This is a genomic window from Nonomuraea thailandensis, from assembly GCF_024172165.1.
Lineage (GTDB): Bacteria > Actinomycetota > Actinomycetes > Streptosporangiales > Streptosporangiaceae > Nonomuraea > Nonomuraea thailandensis.
The window spans coordinates 10,501,033-10,519,447 of sequence record NZ_JAMZEB010000002.1; the positions used below are offsets into that span (position 1 = coordinate 10,501,033).

Here is an 18,415-nt window from a genome sequence, read left to right on the forward strand (position 1 = left end):
GCGAGGGGCCCGGCCCGCGCGATGGAGGGGTACGGCTGGTGCTGCCGTACCCCTCATCAATCGTGCTCGTCAGTCGTGGCGCAGCGCCGTGTCGAGATCGTCCAGCCGTGCCTCCAGCTCGCTCAGGCAGGCGGGGGTGAGCCGGCCCTCCCTGAGCCTGTCGGAGAGCTTCTGACGCAGGCTCCTGGTGCCGGAGGAGCGCGCCGAGGGGCCGTGCTCCGGCATCAGCGCGTTCTGCAGCACCTGCGTGAGGTCGAGCACGACGTCGTCGTCCGTCGCGCCGCACGGGGTCCGCGCCCGCAGCACGGTGGTGAACCCGGCCGCGGCCTGCTCGACGGTGATCACCGCGCTCGGCGTGCTCTCGATCAGCCTGGCCGTGGGTGACGGCGTGGGCTGGGCGAGCTTCGGCGGCGGCTCGGGCGCCGGCGTCTGCTGGAACCACAGCAGCGCCGACAGCGCGAGGGCCGCCGAGCCCGTCACCGTGAGCCCGCGGCGCACGTGGCGGCCGAGGGTCGCCGTGCCGAGCGTGGAGGTCAGCCCCGAGACGATCTGCGCCGCCGTCGGGCGGTCCTCCGGCTCGTGCGCCAGGCAGCGCTGGCAGAGCGAGGCGAGCGCGTACGGCACGCCGGCCACCCGGGGCGGCGGCTCGGTCCGGTGCGCCGCCTCGATCTCCTCCCACGTCGTCCCCGGGTACGGCGTGCGCCCGGTGAGCATGGTGTGCAGCAGCACGCCGAGGGCGTACACGTCGACGGCCGGATGGGTCGGCGCGCCGAGCAGCCGCTCGGGGGCCACGTAGGGAGGGGTTCCGCGGTCGTCGTCGGGGTCGCCGGCCCACGCCGCGATGCCGAAGTCGAGCAGCTTGGGGCCCTCGGCGGTGAGCAGCACGTTCTCCGCCGTGACGTCCCTGTGCACCAGGCCGCGGGCGTGCCCGGCCATCAGCACGCGGGCCAGCCGCAGCGCGATGGCCGCCGCCTCGTGCCAGGGCAGCGGCCCCTTCTCGATGCGCTCGGCCAGCGGGGTGCCGTCGAGCAGCGGCATCACGACGTAGGCCGCGACGCCGCCGCTCGTGGTGACGGTCTCCCCGTAGTCGTAGATCTCGATGGAGTCGGGATGGATGAACCTGGCCGCGGCGCGGGCCTCGCTGCGCACGCTGACCCGTTCTCCGGGGTCGGTGTGCAGCGAGGCCGTGAGCACCTTGACCGCGATCATCCGGTGCAGGGACTGGTCGAAGGCACGCCAGATGACCGACATGCCTCCGCGGGCCAGCGGGTCCAGCAACAGATACCTGCGGGCCAGTACGTCCCCAGGCTCAAGCCGACTCACGGATGACCAGTTCCGTTGGGAGCACGGGGTCGATCCCCGCGGCCCCCGTCAGGAGCAGCCGGGTGGCGACCGTGGCGAGCTCCTCGACGGGCTGGCGGATGGTGGTCAGGGCCGGGGCGGTGTGCCTGGCGACCGGGGCGTCGTCGAAGCCGATCACCGCCACGTCCGCCGGCACCTTGCGTCCCGCTCTGCGCAGGGCCTGGATCGCGCCCGCCGCCATCAGGTCCGAGGCGACGAAGACGGCGTCCAGGCCCGGGGCATGGCGTAACAGCCACTGCATGGCATGGGTGCCCGACGCGGCGGTGAAGTCCCCGTAGGCCACGGGCACGTCGGGCGCTCCTGCCGTCTGCAGGGTGCGTACCAGGCCCTCCAGCCGGTCACGGGCGCCGGGCAGGGACGGCGGACCGCCGATGGCGGCCACGTTACGGCGGCCCGACAGGAGGAAGTGCTCGGCCGCCTGGCGACCGCCGTCGAGGTTGTCGACGTCGGCGAACGGCAGCTTGAGGTCGTGGGGCGGGCGTCCGATGTTACGGACGGGGACGCCCGAGGTGGATAACTTGATCGCCAGGGGGTGACGCTCTCGCGCCCCCACGATCAGCACCGCGCCTGATAAGGCGGGCAGCGTGGAGGAGGTGGGGGTGACGGTGGTCACCATGAGGTGGGTGCCGTGCTCGGCTATCACGGCGCCCGCTGCGGACAGGAGCCTGGCGTAGTAGGGCTCGGAGAAGAGCCGGGGTAAATGGTCACAGACCACTGCTGTGACGCCGTCGGCCATGGTCTTGGCGGCCGTTCCCCGGGGTGCGCGTTGTCGGACGTATCCCATTCGGGACACGGCGTCGTAGACTTGGCGGCGGGTCGAGGTACTGACCCGCACCGAGCCTGTGAGGACTCGAGATGCGGTCGCGGGGGAAACCCCTGCAGCGGCCGCCACCTGTGCCAGTGTGGGCTGCTCGGTCATGGAGCACCTCGCGGAAAGATCCTGGGAGCGCTCCCACGTTACCAATGTTTCGCCGCTGTTAATAGGGCCTTTGCAAGGAGTGCGTCCCGCAGTACGGACGCACTCCGAATTTGCTCAGCTAGAGGCACTGGTAACCGATAGAGGTTTCTGTGCCGGATGTGGATCACGGCATATTGTCCATGCCCGATTTGTCTTATCCGGCGATCAGGAAACCCCTCCTACCCATGATCAGTCGAAATCGGCGACGTCCACGTCCTCCAGCCGGCCGTCCGAGTCGTCGTCGCCCTCCGGCTCCGACCGCTCCACCGGCTGGCAGCCGGCGCCGCACCCACCGAAGCGGCTGCTGTTGATCGGGGTGAAGTCCGTCGCCGGCGTGCCCTTGAGCGCCGCCAGCATGGTGTCCTTCCAGATCGGCCCGGGGATGGAGGCGCCGAAGACCGAGCCGTAGTACCTGCCGCCGATGGTGACGTTGTTCAGCTTGTACTTCTGCGCGCCGCGCGAGTCGCCGATGCTGACCGCCCCCGCCAGGTCCGGGGTGAAGCCGGCGAACCAGGCCGTGGCCTGCGCGTCCGTGGTGCCGGTCTTGCCCGCGGCGGGCCGGCCGATGCCGCCCACGCCCCGCATCGTGCCCTTGGTGAACACGCCGGACAGGATGTACGCCGCCGCGTCGGCGACCTCCGGGTCCAGGGCCTGCTTGCAGTCGGGCTTGTAGTTCGTCACCTTGCCGTTGCGGTCGGTGATCTTCGTGATGGCCATCGGCTTGCAGTACTTGCCGCGCGCGCCGATCGCCGCGTACGCGGTGGCCACGGTCACCGGGTCCATCTCGTTGGTGCCCAGCGTGAACGTCTCGTACTCCGTCAGCGCCAGGCCGTCGGAGCGCTTGATGCCCAGCGACTTGGCCGTCTTGATCGTGTCGCAGAGGCCGACGTGCTCCTCCAGCTTCATGAAGAAGGTGTTCACCGAGCCCCAGGTGCCGGTCTGCAGCGACTTGAAGCCGCCGCCGCCCTCGTCGTTGGTGACGGTGTGGCTGGGGTCGCCGATGTTCTCGCCCTTGCAGTTCTTGAACGTGGAGTAGTACGGCGCGCGGTACCCGCTGCCCACGGAGAAGCCGTCGTTGACCTTCATGCCCTCCTTGAGGGCCGTGAGCAGGGTGAACGTCTTGAACGTCGAGCCCGCCTGGAAGCCGATGCCGCCGCCGTGCACGGCGTCCGCCACGACGTTGTACGACATCTCCTTCTTACGCTTGTTCTGGCCGTACTTGCGGCTGGCGGCCATGGCCTTGATCTGGCCCGTGCCCGGCTGCACCAGCGCCTCGGCGGCGACCGGGTTGTCCGAGGCGAACACGTGCTTCTTGATCGCGCTCTCGGCGGCCTTCTGCATCTTCGGGTCCAGCGTGGTCTGGATCGTCAGGCCGCCGCGGTTGAGGAACTGGCTCCTGGCCTTGGCCGTCTTGCCGAACGTCTTGTTGCTGAGCACCTCGTTGCGGACGTACATGCAGAAGTACGGATACGGGCTGGCCTCGCAGCCGCCGGGCAGGGGAGTGCCCTTGTAGCCCAGCGGCTTCTTCTTGGCCTCGGCCGCCTCCTCAACGGTGATCTTCTTCAGCTCGGCCATCCGGTCGAGCACCACGTTGCGCCGGTGGAGCAGCTTCTTGCGCTGCGCCTTGCCCAGGTTGGGGTCCGTGGCGTTCGGGTCCTGCACGGCGCCGGCCAGGGTCGCCGCCTGCACGAGGCTCAGCTCGGAGGCCTTCACGCCGAAGAACCGCTTGGCCGCCGCCTCGATGCCGTTGGCGTGGGCGCCGAAGTAGGCGATGTTGAGGTACTTCTCCAGGATCTCGTCCTTGGTGTACTTCTCCTCGACCGCCATCGCGTAGCGCAGCTCCCTGAGCTTGCGCGCGTAGCTGGCCTCCAGGGCCGCGTTCCGCTCCTCGTCGGTGGTCGCCGAGTTGAGCAGCACCTGCTTGACGTACTGCTGGGTGATGGACGAGCCGCCCTGCGCGATGCCGCCGGAGGTGAAGTTCTTGGCCAGGGCCCGGATGGTGCCCTCGATGTCGATGGCGCCGTGCTCGTAGAAGCGGAAGTCCTCGATGGAGATGATCGCCGTCTTCATGATCGGGGCGACCTGGTCAAGGGTGATCGTCTCGCGGTACTCCTCGTAGAACTGCGCGATCTGGTTGCCGTTGGCGTCCAGGACCGTGGTCTTCTCCGCGAGAGGGGGCTCCTTGAGATCCTCGGGTTTGATCCCGAGGTCCTCCGATGCCGAGACGAACATCGCCCCTGTCCCCCCGACCGCGGGCAGCGCGATGGCCGCGGCGACGACTCCGGCCGCGGCGGCCGCCGCCGTCAGGCGTGCGACACTCGACAAACGGGAACCCATGCTGGTAAAACCTCCCCATCCTGGCAATACGGTGCATCCTAAACCCGGGCATGACATGCTCCAGGTAAAAACTTGGACGTCCGGCAGGCCCGGATTGTTCGGGGTTTTTCGCCGAAATCGGGGCCATCGGCGGGTTCGCGCAGCATGGGGCTGGTGCTACCCCAGGGATTCTCCGTGATTCCGCCACGCTGAGGCAAAGAACCGTGTCGCGCGCGCGGCCGGCCGGGGCCCGTCTGGCAACGTCTACCAGGGCATTTCTTGCTGCCTTGGTGGAGGGGCTTATGCGTCGTCGTGTCGGCGGGGACGGCGGGCACGTCGATCGGCTGCTCGCCGCCGCCAGGACCTGCTGGGGAGACAGCCCCGCCGGTGACGGATGCGTCGTGGCGGAGGCGTACGACGAGGACCTGCGTACGGTGGTGCGGACGCTGACCGTCGCCCGGGCGGTCTGCGGGCTGCTCTCGGCGCGCCTGGCCGTGCTGACCAGGCCCGAGTGGACCCCGCTGGCCCGGGCGTTCGGCGCCGCGCAGGACCCGCGGCCCGAGCTGCCGCCCGTCGCCCTCGTCACCGGCAACGCCGCGCGAGCCGTGCCACGCGACATCCCCGTCGTGCACGTGCACGGGACGGGGACGCTGCAGGCCTACGCGCTCTTCCCCGACCAGGGGCCGTGCTCCATCCAGGACGAGCTGCCCGCCAGGATCGGCGCCTTCTTCGAGCGGCACGTCTGGCCGCACAGGGAGCTCATCCGGCCCAGCGCCGAGCGGGTCGCCCGGCGGGCCGGGAACGCCTACCAGGTCCGTACGGACACCGAACGCCGCCAGCTCCGCCACCATGGCTGCGCCCGGCTCGGCATCGACGCAGACCGCCCCACGATCGCCGTGCTCCGGCACGCGCAGGACCGAGACGCGGAGCTGTTCGGGACGACGGCCGAGTTCGCCGCCGCCGACGACGGCGCCAACTGGCTCTTCCTCGACCCCGTGCCCGCCGACGACTCCCCCCGCATCCGCTGCGTGGGCGGGACGCTGTCGACCACCATGTTGTGGAGCATGGCCGATGTGGGCGTCACCTTCGGCGACAGCGACCTGCCGGCCTTCGGCGTCCCCGTGATCCAGGCGGGCTGGTCGGAGGGCGGCGCCTGCGGGGGCACGCACGTGGCCGGCTCGCCGCACGAGCTCCAGCGGCTGCTCGAAGAGGCCGTCGCCAAGCACGGCAAGGGCGAGACCGTCCTCGGGCCCGAGCAGCGCGAGCGCGCCCGCCTGTGGTCGTGGCTGCGCCGCTGCGGGGCCGACGTGCCCAGCCAGCTCATGCCGCACTGGGAGCAGGGGGACGACTACGCGCGGGCGCTCGCCGTCAACCTGACGCACGTGGAGCCCGGAGGAGATCCGCTGTACGCGGCGCTCGGGCGCATGTGGGAGCGGCGCGAGCCCCTGCTCACCCGCTTCGACTTCCACGACCCGGCGGCGCTGAGCACCTTGGGGAACGCCCGATGAGCAGCCTCCGCCGATCCCGCCCGCAGCATCCGACGAGCGGTCGCCACCACGCGGCCGGACCTATTCCCTCCAGGAGCCTCACATGAGCAGCTCAGGATCAGCCACCGACCGGGACCAGGTGATCCTTCCCGCCATCCCGCCCGTACACCTGACCAGCGGGCGGGTCGCCCCGCTGCAGGTCACCGACCGGCTGCAGCGTGGCAGCCAGATCGTGGGCAGGTTCGAGACGTCCGGGCTGGCCGGGTTCAAGGTCTCGGCGCAGGGACGGCCGCTCCGGGTGCAGGTGTCGCTGTCGGCGGACGAGCGGTCGGTGAGCGGCTGGCAGAACGGGCGCACCGACGCCGCCACGCTGCCGCGGCTCGTACAGATCCGGTCCCAGGGCCGGTTGCGCCAGTGCGTGCTGCTGCGCGGCAGGAAGGCGCACGCCAGGGTGGCCTTCGACCTGACGCCGGAGGAGATCCCCGACGACGGGCTGATCTGCGTCGAGGCGCTGGACATCACCGAGGGCGACGGCGTCTGCGACGCGGTGCGCCAGGCCGTGTCCGGGCGCGTCGCTCCCGACGGCGTGGCCGGGGTGCGGCTGGACAAGGTCGTGTTCGAGGAGCCGCCGCCGGTGGACTACGACCCGGACACGCTCGACGGGTCGCGCTGCGAGCTGTACTCGCTGATCAGCGCGGGCGGGCTGGCCAACGTCAACCGGCAGGGCGTACGTGCGCTGCGATCCGGCATGTTCGTGGTCAACCCGGTGCTGAAGGACCGGTTCGGGTCGAGCGGGCGCATCACCCTGCGGCTGGGGACCAGGGCCGAGGCGGTGAGCATGATCCCCGCGACGTGGCGGCGGGTCAACAGCGAGCTGCGCTGGCTCCGGCACGCCACCAGGAAGCTGCTGCACTCGGCGGCGCCGTCCGTGGAGCGGATCATCAGCTTCAGGGACGGGGATCTGGGGACGCCCGAGCAGACGGCGCGCGGCAACGTCACCGAGCTGGAGCTGACCAGCCCGGCCGGGTCGCCGCTGCTGGTGATCCTCGGCCCGTGCCCGGACGCGATCCCGACCCTGGAGTCGGGCACCGCGCACTAGAACCCCGGTACCTCGCGTGTCCGGCGCCTGTGTCCGGCGCCCGCGCATCCGGGAGTCGCACGGCTAGGATGCGAGGTCATGGGCGACGCCATCGACAGGATCATCGAGCAGTGGCGGCGTGAGCGGCCCGACCTCGACCTGTCGGCCATGGGGGTCTTCGGCAGGCTCGCCCAGGTCACGCGGTTGATGATGCCCCAGGTGGACCAGGTCTTCACCAAGCGCGGGCTGCGGCAGGGCGAGTTCGACGTGCTGGCGGCGCTGCGCAGGGCGGGGCCGCCGTACACGCTGATCCCCTCGGAGCTGTCGGACGTGCTGATGATGTCGCGGGCCGGCATGACCAACCGGCTCGACCGGCTGGAGGCAGCCGGCCTGGTCGAGCGCAGCCTCGACCCGGCCGACCGGCGCAGCTTCCGCGTCAGGCTGACCGAGGAGGGCCTGCGGGTCATCGACGACGCGCTCACCGAGCACGCCGCCAACCTCGCCCGCCTCGCCTCCCCGCTGACCTCCGAAGACGTCGCCACGCTCGCCGAGCTCATGCGCAAGCTGGTCAACGGTCCTCTTGGTAACCGCGGGGACGGCGGTGCCCAATGGACCCGGAAAAATGACGATCACCTGTGATAACGCCGCTCAGCGGGCAGTGGATTCGTGTGGGCACGAGCGGTTTGCGAATCGAGACGACCCGGCATCTGCATTGCACGGTCATGCGCGCCAGCGGGGTGCTGGACCACGCGGGGCGCGTCCGGTTCAGCGCCCGCATCAACGCCGTGTGGGACTGGTCGCCCGGGCCCACCCTCGTGCTCGACCTGGCCGACCTCGACTTCTTCGACTCGTCGGTCATCGGGGTGCTGGCGATGGCGATGCAGCGGATGGCCGAGGAGGGCAGCGGCCGCATCTTCGTCGTCCGTCCCTCCGACCACCTGCTGTCGGTGCTGCGGCTGACGGACCTGCTCTCGCACGTCGAGCTGCGCGACAGCGTCGAGGAGACGGTGGCTGAGCTGATGTTGCAGTCGGAAGCTCGTGGCATCGCCGAGCGCGCCATGATGTCGCGGTCGCCGATGATCTCGCGCCTGGACGTACGGCGGGATCACGGCTGACCCGCCTGTAACTTACCGCGCCTGTGACGACCGCGCCTGTGACGACCGCGCCTGTGACGACCGCGCCCGTGACGACCGCGCCCGTGACGACCGCGCTTGTGTCGCAGGCGGTCATGCCGCTTCGCGGGGCGGGCTACGTCACGCCGCTTCGCGGGCTGTCACCTGCCGTCCCGCAAGCGGGCCGTCACCCGGCACGGCACGTCGCTGCGCAGGGACGTGACCGGCCGGGTCCAGGCGTGCTGGGCGGCCGGCCACGCCCGCTCGCGCGTCACAGACCGTAGGCCTCCAGCAGCCGGAGCCAGATCTCGCTCACCGTCGGGAACGACGGCACCGCGTGCCAGAGCCGGTCGAGCGGCACCTCGGCGGTCACCGCGATCGTGGCCGCGTGCAGCAGCTCGGCCGCGCCCGGGCCCGCGAACGTGACGCCGAGCAGCACCTTCCTGTCCTCGTCCACGACGGCCCTGGCCTTGCCCCGGTAGCCGTCACCCAGCAGGTACGCCCCGGTGACCGACCCCATGTCGTAGTCCACGACCCGCACCCGGAAGCCGTCCGCGCGCGCCGCCTCCTCCGTCCGGCCGACCGCGCAGATCTGCGGGTCGGTGAAGACGACCTGGGGCGAGCCGTAGCCGCCCGCGAGATCCCGCATCGCGGGCAGCTCGTCGCCCCGCGCCCGCGCGGCGATCACGTCGCCGCAGATCCGGGCCTGGTACTTGCCCATGTGCGTCAGCAGCGCCCGCCCGTTGACGTCGCCCACGGCGTACAGCCAGCCGCCCTCGACCCCGGTGGCCCGCAGGCTGTCGTCCACCTCGACCGGCTTGTCCTCGGGCAGGCCCACCGAGGCGAGCCCGAGGTTGCGGGTCGCGGGGTGGCGACCGGTCGCCACCAGCAGCTCGTCGGCCTCCAGCGGCGGCCCCTCCGGCAGGTGCACGGTGACCTTCCCGCCGGGCTCGGGGCGCTCGACCCTGGCGACGTCGGTGTGGGTGCGCACGTCGATGCCCGCCTCGGCGAACGACTCGGCGAGCAGCTCGCCCGCGAACGGCTCCATGCGGTTGAGCAGCCGGCCGCCGCGCACCAGCACCGTGGTCTGCCGCGCGCCCAGGCCGTGCATGGCCTGCGCCATCTCGCAGGCGACCACGCCGCCCCCGATCACGATCAGCCGCTCGGGGACCGAGCTCGCCGCCGTCACCTCGTGGCTGGTCCAGGGGGACGCCTCGGCCAGGCCGGGCGTGCGCGGGATGGCGGCGGTGCTGCCCGTGGCCAGCACGACGGCCTGGCGGGCCGTCAGGACGCGCTCCTCGCCGGTGTCGGTCGTCACGCGTACGCGCTTGGGGCCGTCGAGACGGCCACGGCCGCGTACGAACTCGGCGGGGACGCTCTCGACCCAGCGCACCTGACCGGCGTCGTCGTAGCCGGACACGGCCTCGTCGCGCCTGGCCAGCACCTTGTCAACGTCGATCGGCCCGAGCGAGAGACCGGGCACCCGCGACACCTCGGCCGCCAGGTCGATCGGCCGCAGCAGCGCCTTGCTCGGCACGCACGCCCAGTAGGAGCACTCGCCACCGGCCAGCCGCTCCTCGACGATCGCCGCTGTCAGGCCGCCCCGCACGGCCCGGTCCACGACGTTCTCACCGGCGGGCCCCGCCCCGATCACGATGACATCGAACTCGTCAGCCACCCCTGCCTCCACAAGACTCGTTCGGCTATCGAGGAAATGCTTTCACGCGAGGTCGGCGGTCGGCGAACGCGCCCGGCCGGTGCGTCGCCCGGAGCCGTGAGAGCCCTTTCATCTCGACCTCATCGTGGTCCAACGGCCCGCCGACACCCTGAGTCCAGCCGCGGAAATCCCGCGACCGGCTTCTAGGAGGAGCACATGGCTCAGGCATTAAGGCGGGCGCTGCTCGCCCTGGCGATCACGCTCGGGCCGGGCGTCGCCGCCACCCTTGTCACGACGAGCCCCGCCCAGGCGGTCACCGTGACGAGCATCCAGACGACGGCGGACGATGACGACGATGACGACGGCGGTGCGCCCCGGGGCGGGGTGGACACCGGTGTGGGCGGTTCGGTCGCTCGCGACGACGACGATGACGACGACGGCGGCGCGCCCCGCGGTGGCGTCGACACGGGCGTGGGCGGTTCGGTCGCTCGCGACGACGACGATGACGACGACGGCGGCGCGCCGCGCGGTGGTGTGGAGACCGGCATGGGCGGGACCGCCGGCAAGGGGGCCGTCGAGGACAGCACGGCCGTGACCGGGTCCGCCCAGAGCGAGTCCGCCCGGGCCGGCTTGGACGCGGTCAACGTCAGCAACTCGCGGGCAGGCGAACCCGCCGGAGACGACGACAGCCGGTCGGTGCCGCTGGTGCCGCTGAGCCTGGCGGGCGCCGCCCTGCTCGGAGTCGGCGCGTACTGGGTGCGGCGCGCGTTCTTCGCGGGCAGCTGAGCATGCGCACGCAACTGGCGGCCGTGACCTGCCTCATGGTCACGGCCACCGCCTGCGCCACCACCACCGCACAGGCGCAGGCGGCGACCGCCCTGAGCGGCTCCCTCCACGGGAGCGTCGGCGCCCAGGCCGGCCGAGGTCACGAGGGCGTCGGCACTGCGGGTGAAACGGGCTTCGAGGGCGCCGCGGGCAGGACGGGCTTCGAGGGCGTCGGGGCTGCGGGCGGGACGGGTTTCGAGAGCACCGTCGGGGCGGTGAGCGGTGCGGGTCACGGGGGTGCCGGTGCCGCGAGCCGGGCGCGGGCGGTGAGTGGCGGTGTCAGGGACGTGGCGGACCCGGTGCGGTTGCGGATCCCGGCGATCAAGCTGTCCACCCGCGTGATCCCGCTGCGCCTCGACTCCAGGGGCCGCCTGATCGCTCCCACCGAGTTCGACCGGGTGGGATGGAACAGGTCCGGTCCGGAGCCGGGTGAGAAGGGCGTCGCCGTGATCGCCGGTCACGTGGACTCCGCGACCGGGCCTGCGGTGTTCTACCGCCTGCGCCAGCTACGCAAGGGCGACCGCATCCACGTCGACCGCGCGGACGGCAGCACGGTCACGTTCAGGGTCGGCCGCCTGGCCCGCTACCCCAAGAGCCGCATCCCGGACAAAGAGGTCTACGGTCCCGCTCCGGGGGCCCAGCTCCGGCTGATCACCTGTGGCGGCACGTTCGACCGCGCCCGCCGCAGTTACCGCGACAACGTCATCGTGTTCGCCCGGTGAGATGACCGCGCTGGGCCGTGCCGCCGGGGAGCCGCCGCCTCCCCGGCGGCACGGCCATGCCCGCACGCGCGGCAGGGGGCGAGGCAGGTGGTCGCAGCCGCGGGCCTCATTCGCCGTCACGTACGGCTCACGTCGGAGTCCGTTAACCCGCGAGTCGTAGCGTGCCCCGCATGGCGGATGACTACCCCACCTCGCTCCCGTACCGGCAGTCGACCGACGGCTACCACACCTATCGCATCCCGGCGGTCGTGGTGACCGGCGCCGGCACGGTGCTGGCGTTCGCGGAAGGGCGGCGGGGGTCGGCGTCCGACTCCGGGCACATCGACCTGGTGCTCAAACGATCGTCCGACGGCGGCCGCACGTGGGGCGGGCTGCAGGTGGTGGCGACGGAGCCGCGGCGGGGGACGGCCGGGAACCCCGCGCCGGTGGTGCTGGACGACGGCCGGATCGTGCTGGTCTTCGTGCGGCAGGGGCCCTCGGCCACCGAGGAGAAGATCAGGCGCGGCCAGGTCGCGGCGGCTGACGGGCGGCGGGCGTTCGTCCAGGTCAGCGAGGACGACGGCGTCACCTGGTCGGCGGCCAGGGAGATCACGCAGAGCGTGAAGCGGCCCGAGTGGCGGTGGTACGCGACCACGCCCGGGCACGCGCTCGTGTCGCGGCAGGGCGAGCACGCCGGGCGCATCGTCGTCCCCGCCAACCACTCGCTGCCGCCCAGCGGGCAGGACAACGGGACCGAAGGCAAGTACAACGGGGGTCACTCGCTGCTGAGCGACGACGGCGGGCAGACCTGGCGGATCGGGTACGTGGACGACAACCCCGACGGGTACGTCAACGTGAACGAGACCACCGGCACGGAGCTGCCCGGCGGGCGGATCTACCTCAACACCCGCACCGACTCCACCGCCCCCGGCACCAGGGCCGACGCCTGCTCCGCCGACGGCGGGCAGACGCTGGAGCTGCCGTTCCGGCCGCAGGCCGGGCTGGCCGGGCCCGTGGTGGAGGGCAGCGTGTTGTGGTGCGAGTCGCCTGAGGTGCTGCTGTTCTCCGGCCCGGCCGCGCCCGACGCGCGGGCGCTGATGACCGTACGCGCCAGCCACGACCACGGCGTCACCTGGCGGCCGGTGCACACGGTGTCCGGGCTGCCCGCCGCCTACTCCGACCTGGTGCGGGTGGACGGCGACACGGTGGGCCTGCTGTTCGAGACGGGCGACTTCGGGCCGTACGAGAGCATCGCCTTCCGCCGCATCCCCGTCTCGGAGCTGGCCGCCGTCCCTTCCTGGGGTGCGTGACCGCGCGGGCGTTCACGGCTGGGGCTCGACGACGATCACCTCGTACGTCGGTGAGGTGGGCGGGATCGTGGTGAGGCGGGCGTTCACCACCGCGAGCCGGTGGCGGTCGATGAGCGGGGCTGTGGGCGACGACGAGGGTGCGGCCGGCGGCCTGGATGCCGTTGAGGTTGAACTCGCCGCTGGTGTCGGCGGCGGGCCGGTGAGATCGAGCGTACGGGCCTGGCCTGGCATGCCCCTCGCGCAGGGCCCGCGGGATACTCGCTGAAGGACCAGCCGTACAAGCCCTGCAGGTAGTCAGCCGTCGGAGCTGAGGACGTTCATCACCATGATGAGCCCGTGCACGCTGTCGTCCTCCGTACGCAGGTGCGACAGCCGCACGGTCAGCGGCGCCGGCCGGCCCCGGCGGTTCACCGCGTCGAGCACCAGCCCGTCCACCGTCCGCAGCGGGTTGGACCCGTCGGCGAGGGCGGTGCGCAGGCGCGGCAGGAGCAGCTCCAGGGGCAGGCCGATGTCGAGCCCGGCGAGCGGCTCGCCCACGGCCTCGTCGGCGCGCATCCCCCACAGCTCCTCGGCCCCCGGGCTCCAGACCGCCACCCGCAGGTCGCCGTCCAGCACCACCACGGCGTCGCCGAGACTGCGCACCACCGAGGAGACGAACCTGTTGACGTCGTCGAGCTCGATCGTGCGGGCCGTCAGGGCGTCGTTGATGTGCTGGAGCTCGTCGTTGGTGGACTGGAGCTCCTCGTTCATCGTCTCCAGCTCCTCGTTGGTGGACTGGAGCTCCTCGTTGGTGGTCTCCAGCTCCTCGTTGGTGGACTGGAGCTCCTCGTTGGTGGTCTCCAGCTCCTCGTTGAGCGACTGGAGCTCCTCGTAGGCCTGCTCGAGCTGCCTGTTGGCCTGCTCCAGCTCGTGCCTGAGCTTGCGGTAGCGGGTGACATCGTAGAAGTGGATGCCCATTCCGACCAGGTTTCCCGAGGCCAGCAGGGGGACGACCGAGACGTCGAAGACCCCGGCCTCCGGCGATCCGACGCGGTGCCAGACCACCTCCTCCAGCTCCACCGGGCGCAGGTCGTGGCGGGCCCGCTCGATGACCGAGCGCAGCTCGACCGGGCGGTAGGAGACCTCGAGGTCCTGGAAGGGGCGGCCGATGTCGCGCGGGTTGAGATTGAACAGCGCCTCGGCCCTGGAGTTGGCCAGTGCCAGGTTGCCCGAGACGTCCACGACGATCTGGGCCACGGGACCGGAGGCGAGCGCCACGGACGCCAGTGCAGGCAGGCGTGAGGCCAGGTCCGCGGCGGCGCCGGTGACCGACCACGGCGCGCGGTTGCCGTGACGGGCGGGCCTGATCTTCCTGAACAGGCGCATGCGCAGGTCGACCGGCTCGAACTTGTCGCTGTGGTTGAGCAGCATCTCCGCCTTGCCCAGGAACAGGAACCCGGGGTCGGACAACGCGAAGTGGAAGCGCCGGACGATGTTGAGCTGCATCTCCGTGTTGAAGTACATCAGCGTGTTGCGGGCCAGCAGCAGGTCGACGCGGGAGATCGGCGCGTCGTGGGTGAGGTCGTTGCGCCCGAAGATGAGCTGGCGGCGCAGGTCGCGGCGGAAGGTGAAGCCGTTGTCCACCCGCTCGAAGTAGATCTCGCGCAGATCGATCGGCACGTCGGCGAGCGACCGGTCGGCGTAGACGCCCGTCCTGGCGCCGTGCAGCGCCTTCTCGTCGAGGTCGGTGCCGTAGATCTTGACCCGGTCGCGGAACTCGTCCAGGCCGAGCTCCTCGGCCAGCACCATGGCGATGGTGTAGACCTCCTCGCCGGTGGCGCAGCCGGCGCTCCAGATCCTGATGGGCTGGCCGTCCGGTTTCTGGTCGAGCAGGGCGGGGATGACGAGCTCGCGCATCCGCTGCCAGGCGGTGGCGTCGCGGAAGAAGCTGGTGACGTTGATCAGAAGGCTGTCGAAGAGCCGCGTGAACTCCTCGGGCTCCAGCTCCAGGAGGTCACGATATTCGCCGTAGTCGCGCAGTTTCAGCGCTTCGAGGCGGCGGGCGATCCGCCGGATCAAGGTGTTGCGTTTGTAGCCCGTGAAATCGAAACCGCGCGTCTCCTTGAGGAGAAGGAGGAGGTCGTCGAATTCACGCTCTTCCTCTGTGGTCACAAGCGAAGCCTACGCCGGTCGGTCCTGCTCAATCCGTCAGCAGCGTGTCACCGTTGCGACCGATGCTGGATTGCAGCATGCGAATGGTGTTCAGCGCCTCGCTGGTGCGCTCCTGCTCCTCGTCGAAGTAGCGCATCGACAGGTGCCGGCCCCGCTCCTCGGCGGTGCGGCGCATGTGTTGGAGCACGCGCAGCCGCTCCTCCAGCCGCTGGATCGCCACCCAAAAGGGCCCGCTCTACTGCGTCCGACTGCGCGTTCATCATGCTGTCCCGCGACCACGAGTGACCCACCCTCCAGACGTACCGGTGGGTTCTGGGACTCTTCTGCTCGTAGATGGGCCCGTTGCACTCCGGGCAACTGAATCCGATCGGCTCTCCTTCGGGCTCCCCCAGCGACGGCGCCTCCCGCAGGAACTGCTCGATATTGCTCCAGGATCCATCGGGCGATCTGACGCACCGGGAGTGCCCGCGCCGCTGGCACCGCCCTCATGGCGGCCCTCGGCATGCCGGGAAAGGCGCACTCCGAAAGTTCCTGTACGGTGACCGCGCCCCCATGCCTGTCGACCGCCTCGCATCCCCTGGCCCCGTCGTCCAGCGTGCCACTCAGCACCACGGCCGCCGTGCGTGCTCCCGTGTCCAGGGCCGCGCTCATGAACAGCGGATCGGCCGCCGGGCGGTGCCCGTTGTGCCGAGGGCCCCGCGACAGGCGGACCCGGCCCTCGTTCACGAGCAGGTGGAAGTCGGGCCGTGCGACGTACACGCGGCCGGGGCGCAGAGCTTCTCCATCCTCCGCGGGGGCGGCCTTGAGCGGCCCTGCCCGGTCGAGGATGCTGGCCAGCACGCTGCTGCCCTGCGGTGGCACGTGCAGCACCACCAGGATCGCCGCAGGCAGGTCCGACGGCAGCTCGCTCAGCAGGATCCGCAGTGGCTCGACACCGCCTGCCGAAGCGGCGACCACGACCACGTCACGCCCTGCAGCCTCCATGCCGTCCCCCTATCCCCAGGGGCGGGCCTCATGCATGCGCGCGGCCGTGCCAGGGCCCAGACTCATCCGGCCTGTCCCGGTGAGTGTCAGGATCGAGCGGGCTTCCGAGAGGCTGAGGCGCATGGCCAGCAGGCTGTCGTCGCAGCGGCGGCGGGTCGTCATGAGCCGCGTGCGGGCCTCGGCCGCGGTGCTGAGCCGGTCGTGCAGTGCCTGCTGCTGGTAGCGGGTCTGGTCGCGCAGCGTGCGCGACTCGAAGATGATCTTCGGCAGCCGGCTCCCGTCGAGCTCGACGGGCGGCGCGAGCGGGCGGGCCTGCGCGGGCGCAGGCTCGCGGCGCGACCGGGCCTGCTCCCGTGCGACGGGCTGGGCGCGGGGCACGGCGCGCATGCGCGGCAGGTGACGGCGCTTCACGGCCGGCTCGGGAAGCTGGTACGCCTCGACGCCGGCGGCCGCGAGGGCCGCGGGCATGCTGTCGAACAGCGGGAGCGCTGCCGGGGACCGCTCCGACATCAGCGCGACGAGCCGGCGCAGCGGTGGCTGCACCTCCGCCAGGGCCAGGTAACCGCCCTGCTCCTGGAGCGCGCGGTGCGTGCGGGCGAGCAGGTCGAGCCCGTTCAGATCACAGAACCACAGGTCGCCCGCCGCCACGAGCACGTGCTTGACGGAGGTCTGCGGCAGGGGGTCGAGGAAGGCGGCCAGCACGGGTTTCGTCGTCGAGTCGAGCTCTCCGGTCAGCGCGATGACCAGGGTGACGTCGTCCACGGGCACGAGGCGCACCGACAACTGCATCATGGCGAGCCCCCTCTCTCTGTGTCGCGTGCCTTCAGGCAACGCGTGGCAGATTCCGGCTCGACCCCATCCTCTCGCTCCGCCGCGCAAAGGGCCAGGCGATTCGCCATCATGTACCCTGCCGGCCGCCGAGAAAGTTGGGCTGCCCGGTCCAGCTGTCGCCCGGCGGGGCGCCGTCCAGCCGCGCGACCAGGTGGGCCTTCACCACGATGCGCTCGCCGAAGAGGGCGTTCCGGTCGGCGCGTACGTCCGGCGTGTCCGGCAGCGCCTCGAACGCCTCGCGGGCGGCGGCGGCCACGATCGCCCAGAGCCGCCGCTCGACCGCCCGGTCACGCTGCCCGAAGAGGGCGACCAGGCTGCCGAACGTGGTGCCCGCCAGCGAGCCGAAGAGCTTGGCGTGCAGGACGGCCGGATCGTCACTGAGCAGCCTGGCGCTGACCGGCGGCGATTCGATCCCGTTGCGCGCCAGCCTGGCGGGGCTGATCCGCACGTCGGCCAGGTCGCGGTAGATCAGCCGGTACGGCAGGCCGTCCTCGCCGAGCGCGACCAGCAGGTTCTGGCCGTGTGCCTCCAGCGCCACGCCGAGCGCCAGCATCCCCAGCGTGTCCGTCAGGGCCAGCCGGGCGAACGCGGCCAGCCAGGCGGCCGGGTCGTGCGCCATCGCCCGGGTGACGGCGGCGACGGGCAGCACGGGGCCCTTCCCGGGAGTGGGCTCGCGGAGCATGCAGGACAGGTCGGCGCTGTGCTCGCCGTTCACCAGGCCGGCGGCCCCGCTCAGGTAGCGGGCGATGCGCAGGCCGCCGCCGCACCGGGCGGACAGCGTGGTGAGCAGGCTCGACAGGGGGACGCAGTCGCGTACCGAGCCGGGGGAGATGTCCCTGACGCCCGAGGTCATCCGGGTGGTGAACGCCGTCTTCAGGTGCGGGCCGCCGCCGAGCGGGGCGAGCGTGCGCACGGACATGAGCGGGCGGGCCCGGATGGCTCCCGTGACGTGCGGGCGCAGGCCCAGGGCGGGCAGGACGTGCCGGGTCTGCCACGGGTGCACGGGCAGCAGCAGCCGGTCGCCGTCCACGAGCGAGGCCGGCCACGGCCCGGAGACGAGGCAGTCGCGCAGGGGCAGGGCCAGCAGGTCGAGCGCCACGGTGGGGCGGTGCTCGGGCATGTACGCGAGCTGCTCGGCCACGGACACGCCTGGCCGGTTGCGGCACCCAGGATGGTAGGGGTGGCCGTCCACCACGCTCTGCTCGTGATCCTCCGGGGTGTCGCCAGGCGGCGGTGAGGCGCCGGCGCGGGACAGCGCCATGGAGGCGACGCTGTGGTCGAGGTCCTCGATCAGCCGGTCCGTGCAGGGCAGGCGGAGGGCGGCCAGCAGCTCGGCCGGATGGGTGTGGGGCCTGCCGTCCAGCCAGAGCGCGGGCTCCTCCCCGAGGTCGTACGGCCGCCTCTCCCGCCCGGTCAGCTCGCGCCCGTCGGCGAGCAGCAGGCGCGCGGGCCCGGCGGCCTTCAGGCCGGGGAGCGGCTCGTACAGCAGCCCGCGCCACAACCGTCCCAGGACGGCGGCCCGCGCGCCGGGGAGTGCCGCGGCGTAGCGGGCCGACAGGCCGGGCCGGACGAGGGCCAGTTCGGCGGCGAACTCGCCCTCTAAACGCCTCATAACCCCCATCTTCCCCAGAAACAAGCCTGAT

The 18,415-nt window shown here is 71.7% G+C and carries 15 protein-coding genes and 1 pseudogene; 7 read left to right on the forward strand and 9 right to left on the reverse strand.

The genetic code is table 11. The features are described 5' to 3' along the window. Positions 1–69: 69 nt before the first annotated feature. The 3 genes from HD597_RS52810 to HD597_RS52820 all read right to left on the reverse strand — a co-directional run bounded on the left by HD597_RS52810 (position 70) and on the right by HD597_RS52820 (position 4,645). Positions 70–1,323 carry a serine/threonine-protein kinase gene (locus HD597_RS52810; RefSeq protein ID WP_308210880.1) on the reverse strand — a complete coding sequence of 418 codons (1,254 nt, stop codon included), beginning with the start codon at positions 1,321–1,323 and terminating at the stop codon, positions 70–72. Further along, on the reverse strand, positions 1,310–2,281 hold the full coding sequence (locus HD597_RS52815) for a LacI family DNA-binding transcriptional regulator (protein WP_253755336.1): 972 nt from the start codon (positions 2,279–2,281) through the stop codon (positions 1,310–1,312). The genes HD597_RS52810 and HD597_RS52815 overlap by 14 nt, the downstream gene beginning before the upstream one ends. A gap of 228 nt (positions 2,282–2,509) precedes the next feature. After that, on the reverse strand, positions 2,510–4,645 hold the full coding sequence (locus HD597_RS52820) for a transglycosylase domain-containing protein (protein ID WP_308210881.1): 2,136 nt from the start codon (positions 4,643–4,645) through the stop codon (positions 2,510–2,512). Between the two features lie 293 nt (positions 4,646–4,938). Here HD597_RS52820 and HD597_RS52825 point away from each other — a divergent pair, with 293 nt between their 5' ends. From HD597_RS52825 to HD597_RS52840, 4 genes are all read left to right on the forward strand, one after another. Beyond that, positions 4,939–6,144: a hypothetical protein gene (locus HD597_RS52825; RefSeq protein WP_253755340.1), complete on the forward strand. Its 1,206-nt coding sequence runs from the start codon at positions 4,939–4,941 to the stop codon at positions 6,142–6,144. 82 nt (positions 6,145–6,226) lie between these two features. After that, a complete protein-coding gene (locus tag HD597_RS52830) occupies positions 6,227–7,222 on the forward strand; it encodes a hypothetical protein (protein WP_253755342.1) in 996 nt (331 codons plus the stop codon). 78 nt (positions 7,223–7,300) lie between these two features. Further along, the gene (locus tag HD597_RS52835) at positions 7,301–7,840 is read left to right on the forward strand and encodes a MarR family winged helix-turn-helix transcriptional regulator (RefSeq protein ID WP_253755344.1); all 540 of its coding nucleotides are present in this window, start codon (positions 7,301–7,303) and stop codon (positions 7,838–7,840) included. Positions 7,841–7,869: 29 nt separating this feature from the next. Further along, the gene (locus HD597_RS52840; RefSeq protein WP_308210883.1) at positions 7,870–8,316 is read left to right on the forward strand and encodes an STAS domain-containing protein; all 447 of its coding nucleotides are present in this window, start codon (positions 7,870–7,872) and stop codon (positions 8,314–8,316) included. Between the two features lie 268 nt (positions 8,317–8,584). On the opposite strand, the gene HD597_RS66260 is transcribed toward HD597_RS52840, so the two are convergent. Beyond that, positions 8,585–9,991, reverse strand: coding sequence for a dihydrolipoyl dehydrogenase family protein (locus HD597_RS66260; protein ID WP_253755348.1), 1,407 nt, complete (start codon positions 9,989–9,991; stop codon positions 8,585–8,587). A 195-nt stretch (positions 9,992–10,186) separates the two neighbouring features. Here HD597_RS66260 and HD597_RS52850 point away from each other — a divergent pair, with 195 nt between their 5' ends. The 3 genes from HD597_RS52850 (at position 10,187) to HD597_RS52860 (ending at position 12,806) form a co-directional block, all read left to right on the forward strand. Next, positions 10,187–10,756 (forward strand): hypothetical protein, encoded by a 570-nt coding sequence (locus tag HD597_RS52850; RefSeq protein ID WP_253755350.1) that lies wholly within the window; start codon positions 10,187–10,189, stop codon positions 10,754–10,756. A 2-nt stretch (positions 10,757–10,758) separates the two neighbouring features. Continuing rightward, positions 10,759–11,517 carry a class F sortase gene (locus HD597_RS65355; RefSeq protein ID WP_276083251.1) on the forward strand — a complete coding sequence of 253 codons (759 nt, stop codon included), beginning with the start codon at positions 10,759–10,761 and terminating at the stop codon, positions 11,515–11,517. A 170-nt stretch (positions 11,518–11,687) separates the two neighbouring features. After that, complete coding sequence (locus HD597_RS52860) at positions 11,688–12,806, forward strand: sialidase family protein (RefSeq protein WP_253755354.1); 1,119 nt, start codon at positions 11,688–11,690, stop codon at positions 12,804–12,806. Positions 12,807–13,100: 294 nt separating this feature from the next. On the opposite strand, the gene HD597_RS66265 is transcribed toward HD597_RS52860, so the two are convergent. From HD597_RS66265 to HD597_RS52880, 5 genes and pseudogenes are all read right to left on the reverse strand, one after another. Further along, entirely contained in the window at positions 13,101–14,957 is a 1,857-nt protein-coding gene (locus HD597_RS66265; protein WP_253755356.1) for a CheR family methyltransferase, read from the reverse strand. Between the two features lie 28 nt (positions 14,958–14,985). Continuing rightward, the gene (locus HD597_RS52870) at positions 14,986–15,177 is read right to left on the reverse strand and encodes a hypothetical protein (protein ID WP_253755358.1); all 192 of its coding nucleotides are present in this window, start codon (positions 15,175–15,177) and stop codon (positions 14,986–14,988) included. A gap of 227 nt (positions 15,178–15,404) precedes the next feature. Then, positions 15,405–15,941 (reverse strand): annotated as a pseudogene (locus HD597_RS67130) (chemotaxis protein CheB); the annotation flags it as partial. 9 nt (positions 15,942–15,950) lie between these two features. Continuing rightward, a complete protein-coding gene (locus HD597_RS52875; RefSeq protein WP_253755360.1) occupies positions 15,951–16,733 on the reverse strand; it encodes an STAS domain-containing protein in 783 nt (260 codons plus the stop codon). Between the two features lie 106 nt (positions 16,734–16,839). After that, entirely contained in the window at positions 16,840–18,384 is a 1,545-nt protein-coding gene (locus HD597_RS52880) for an IucA/IucC family protein (RefSeq protein WP_253755362.1), read from the reverse strand. Positions 18,385–18,415: the final 31 nt, after the last annotated feature.

Bases quoted from the DNA above. Each gene is read 5' to 3' on its own strand.
- HD597_RS52815 (WP_253755336.1), bottom strand. From the start codon at position 2,281: ATGACCGAGCAGCCCACACTGGCACAGGTGGCGGCCGCTGCAGGGGTT.
- HD597_RS52825 (WP_253755340.1), top strand. From the start codon at position 4,939: ATGCGTCGTCGTGTCGGCGGGGACGGCGGGCACGTCGATCGGCTGCTC.
- HD597_RS52830 (WP_253755342.1), top strand. From the start codon at position 6,227: ATGAGCAGCTCAGGATCAGCCACCGACCGGGACCAGGTGATCCTTCCC.
- HD597_RS52835 (WP_253755344.1), top strand. From the start codon at position 7,301: ATGGGCGACGCCATCGACAGGATCATCGAGCAGTGGCGGCGTGAGCGG.
- HD597_RS52850 (WP_253755350.1), top strand. From the start codon at position 10,187: ATGGCTCAGGCATTAAGGCGGGCGCTGCTCGCCCTGGCGATCACGCTC.
- HD597_RS65355 (WP_276083251.1), top strand. From the start codon at position 10,759: ATGCGCACGCAACTGGCGGCCGTGACCTGCCTCATGGTCACGGCCACC.
- HD597_RS52860 (WP_253755354.1), top strand. From the start codon at position 11,688: ATGGCGGATGACTACCCCACCTCGCTCCCGTACCGGCAGTCGACCGAC.
- HD597_RS52875 (WP_253755360.1), bottom strand. From the start codon at position 16,733: ATGATGCAGTTGTCGGTGCGCCTCGTGCCCGTGGACGACGTCACCCTG.
- HD597_RS52880 (WP_253755362.1), bottom strand. From the start codon at position 18,384: ATGAGGCGTTTAGAGGGCGAGTTCGCCGCCGAACTGGCCCTCGTCCGG.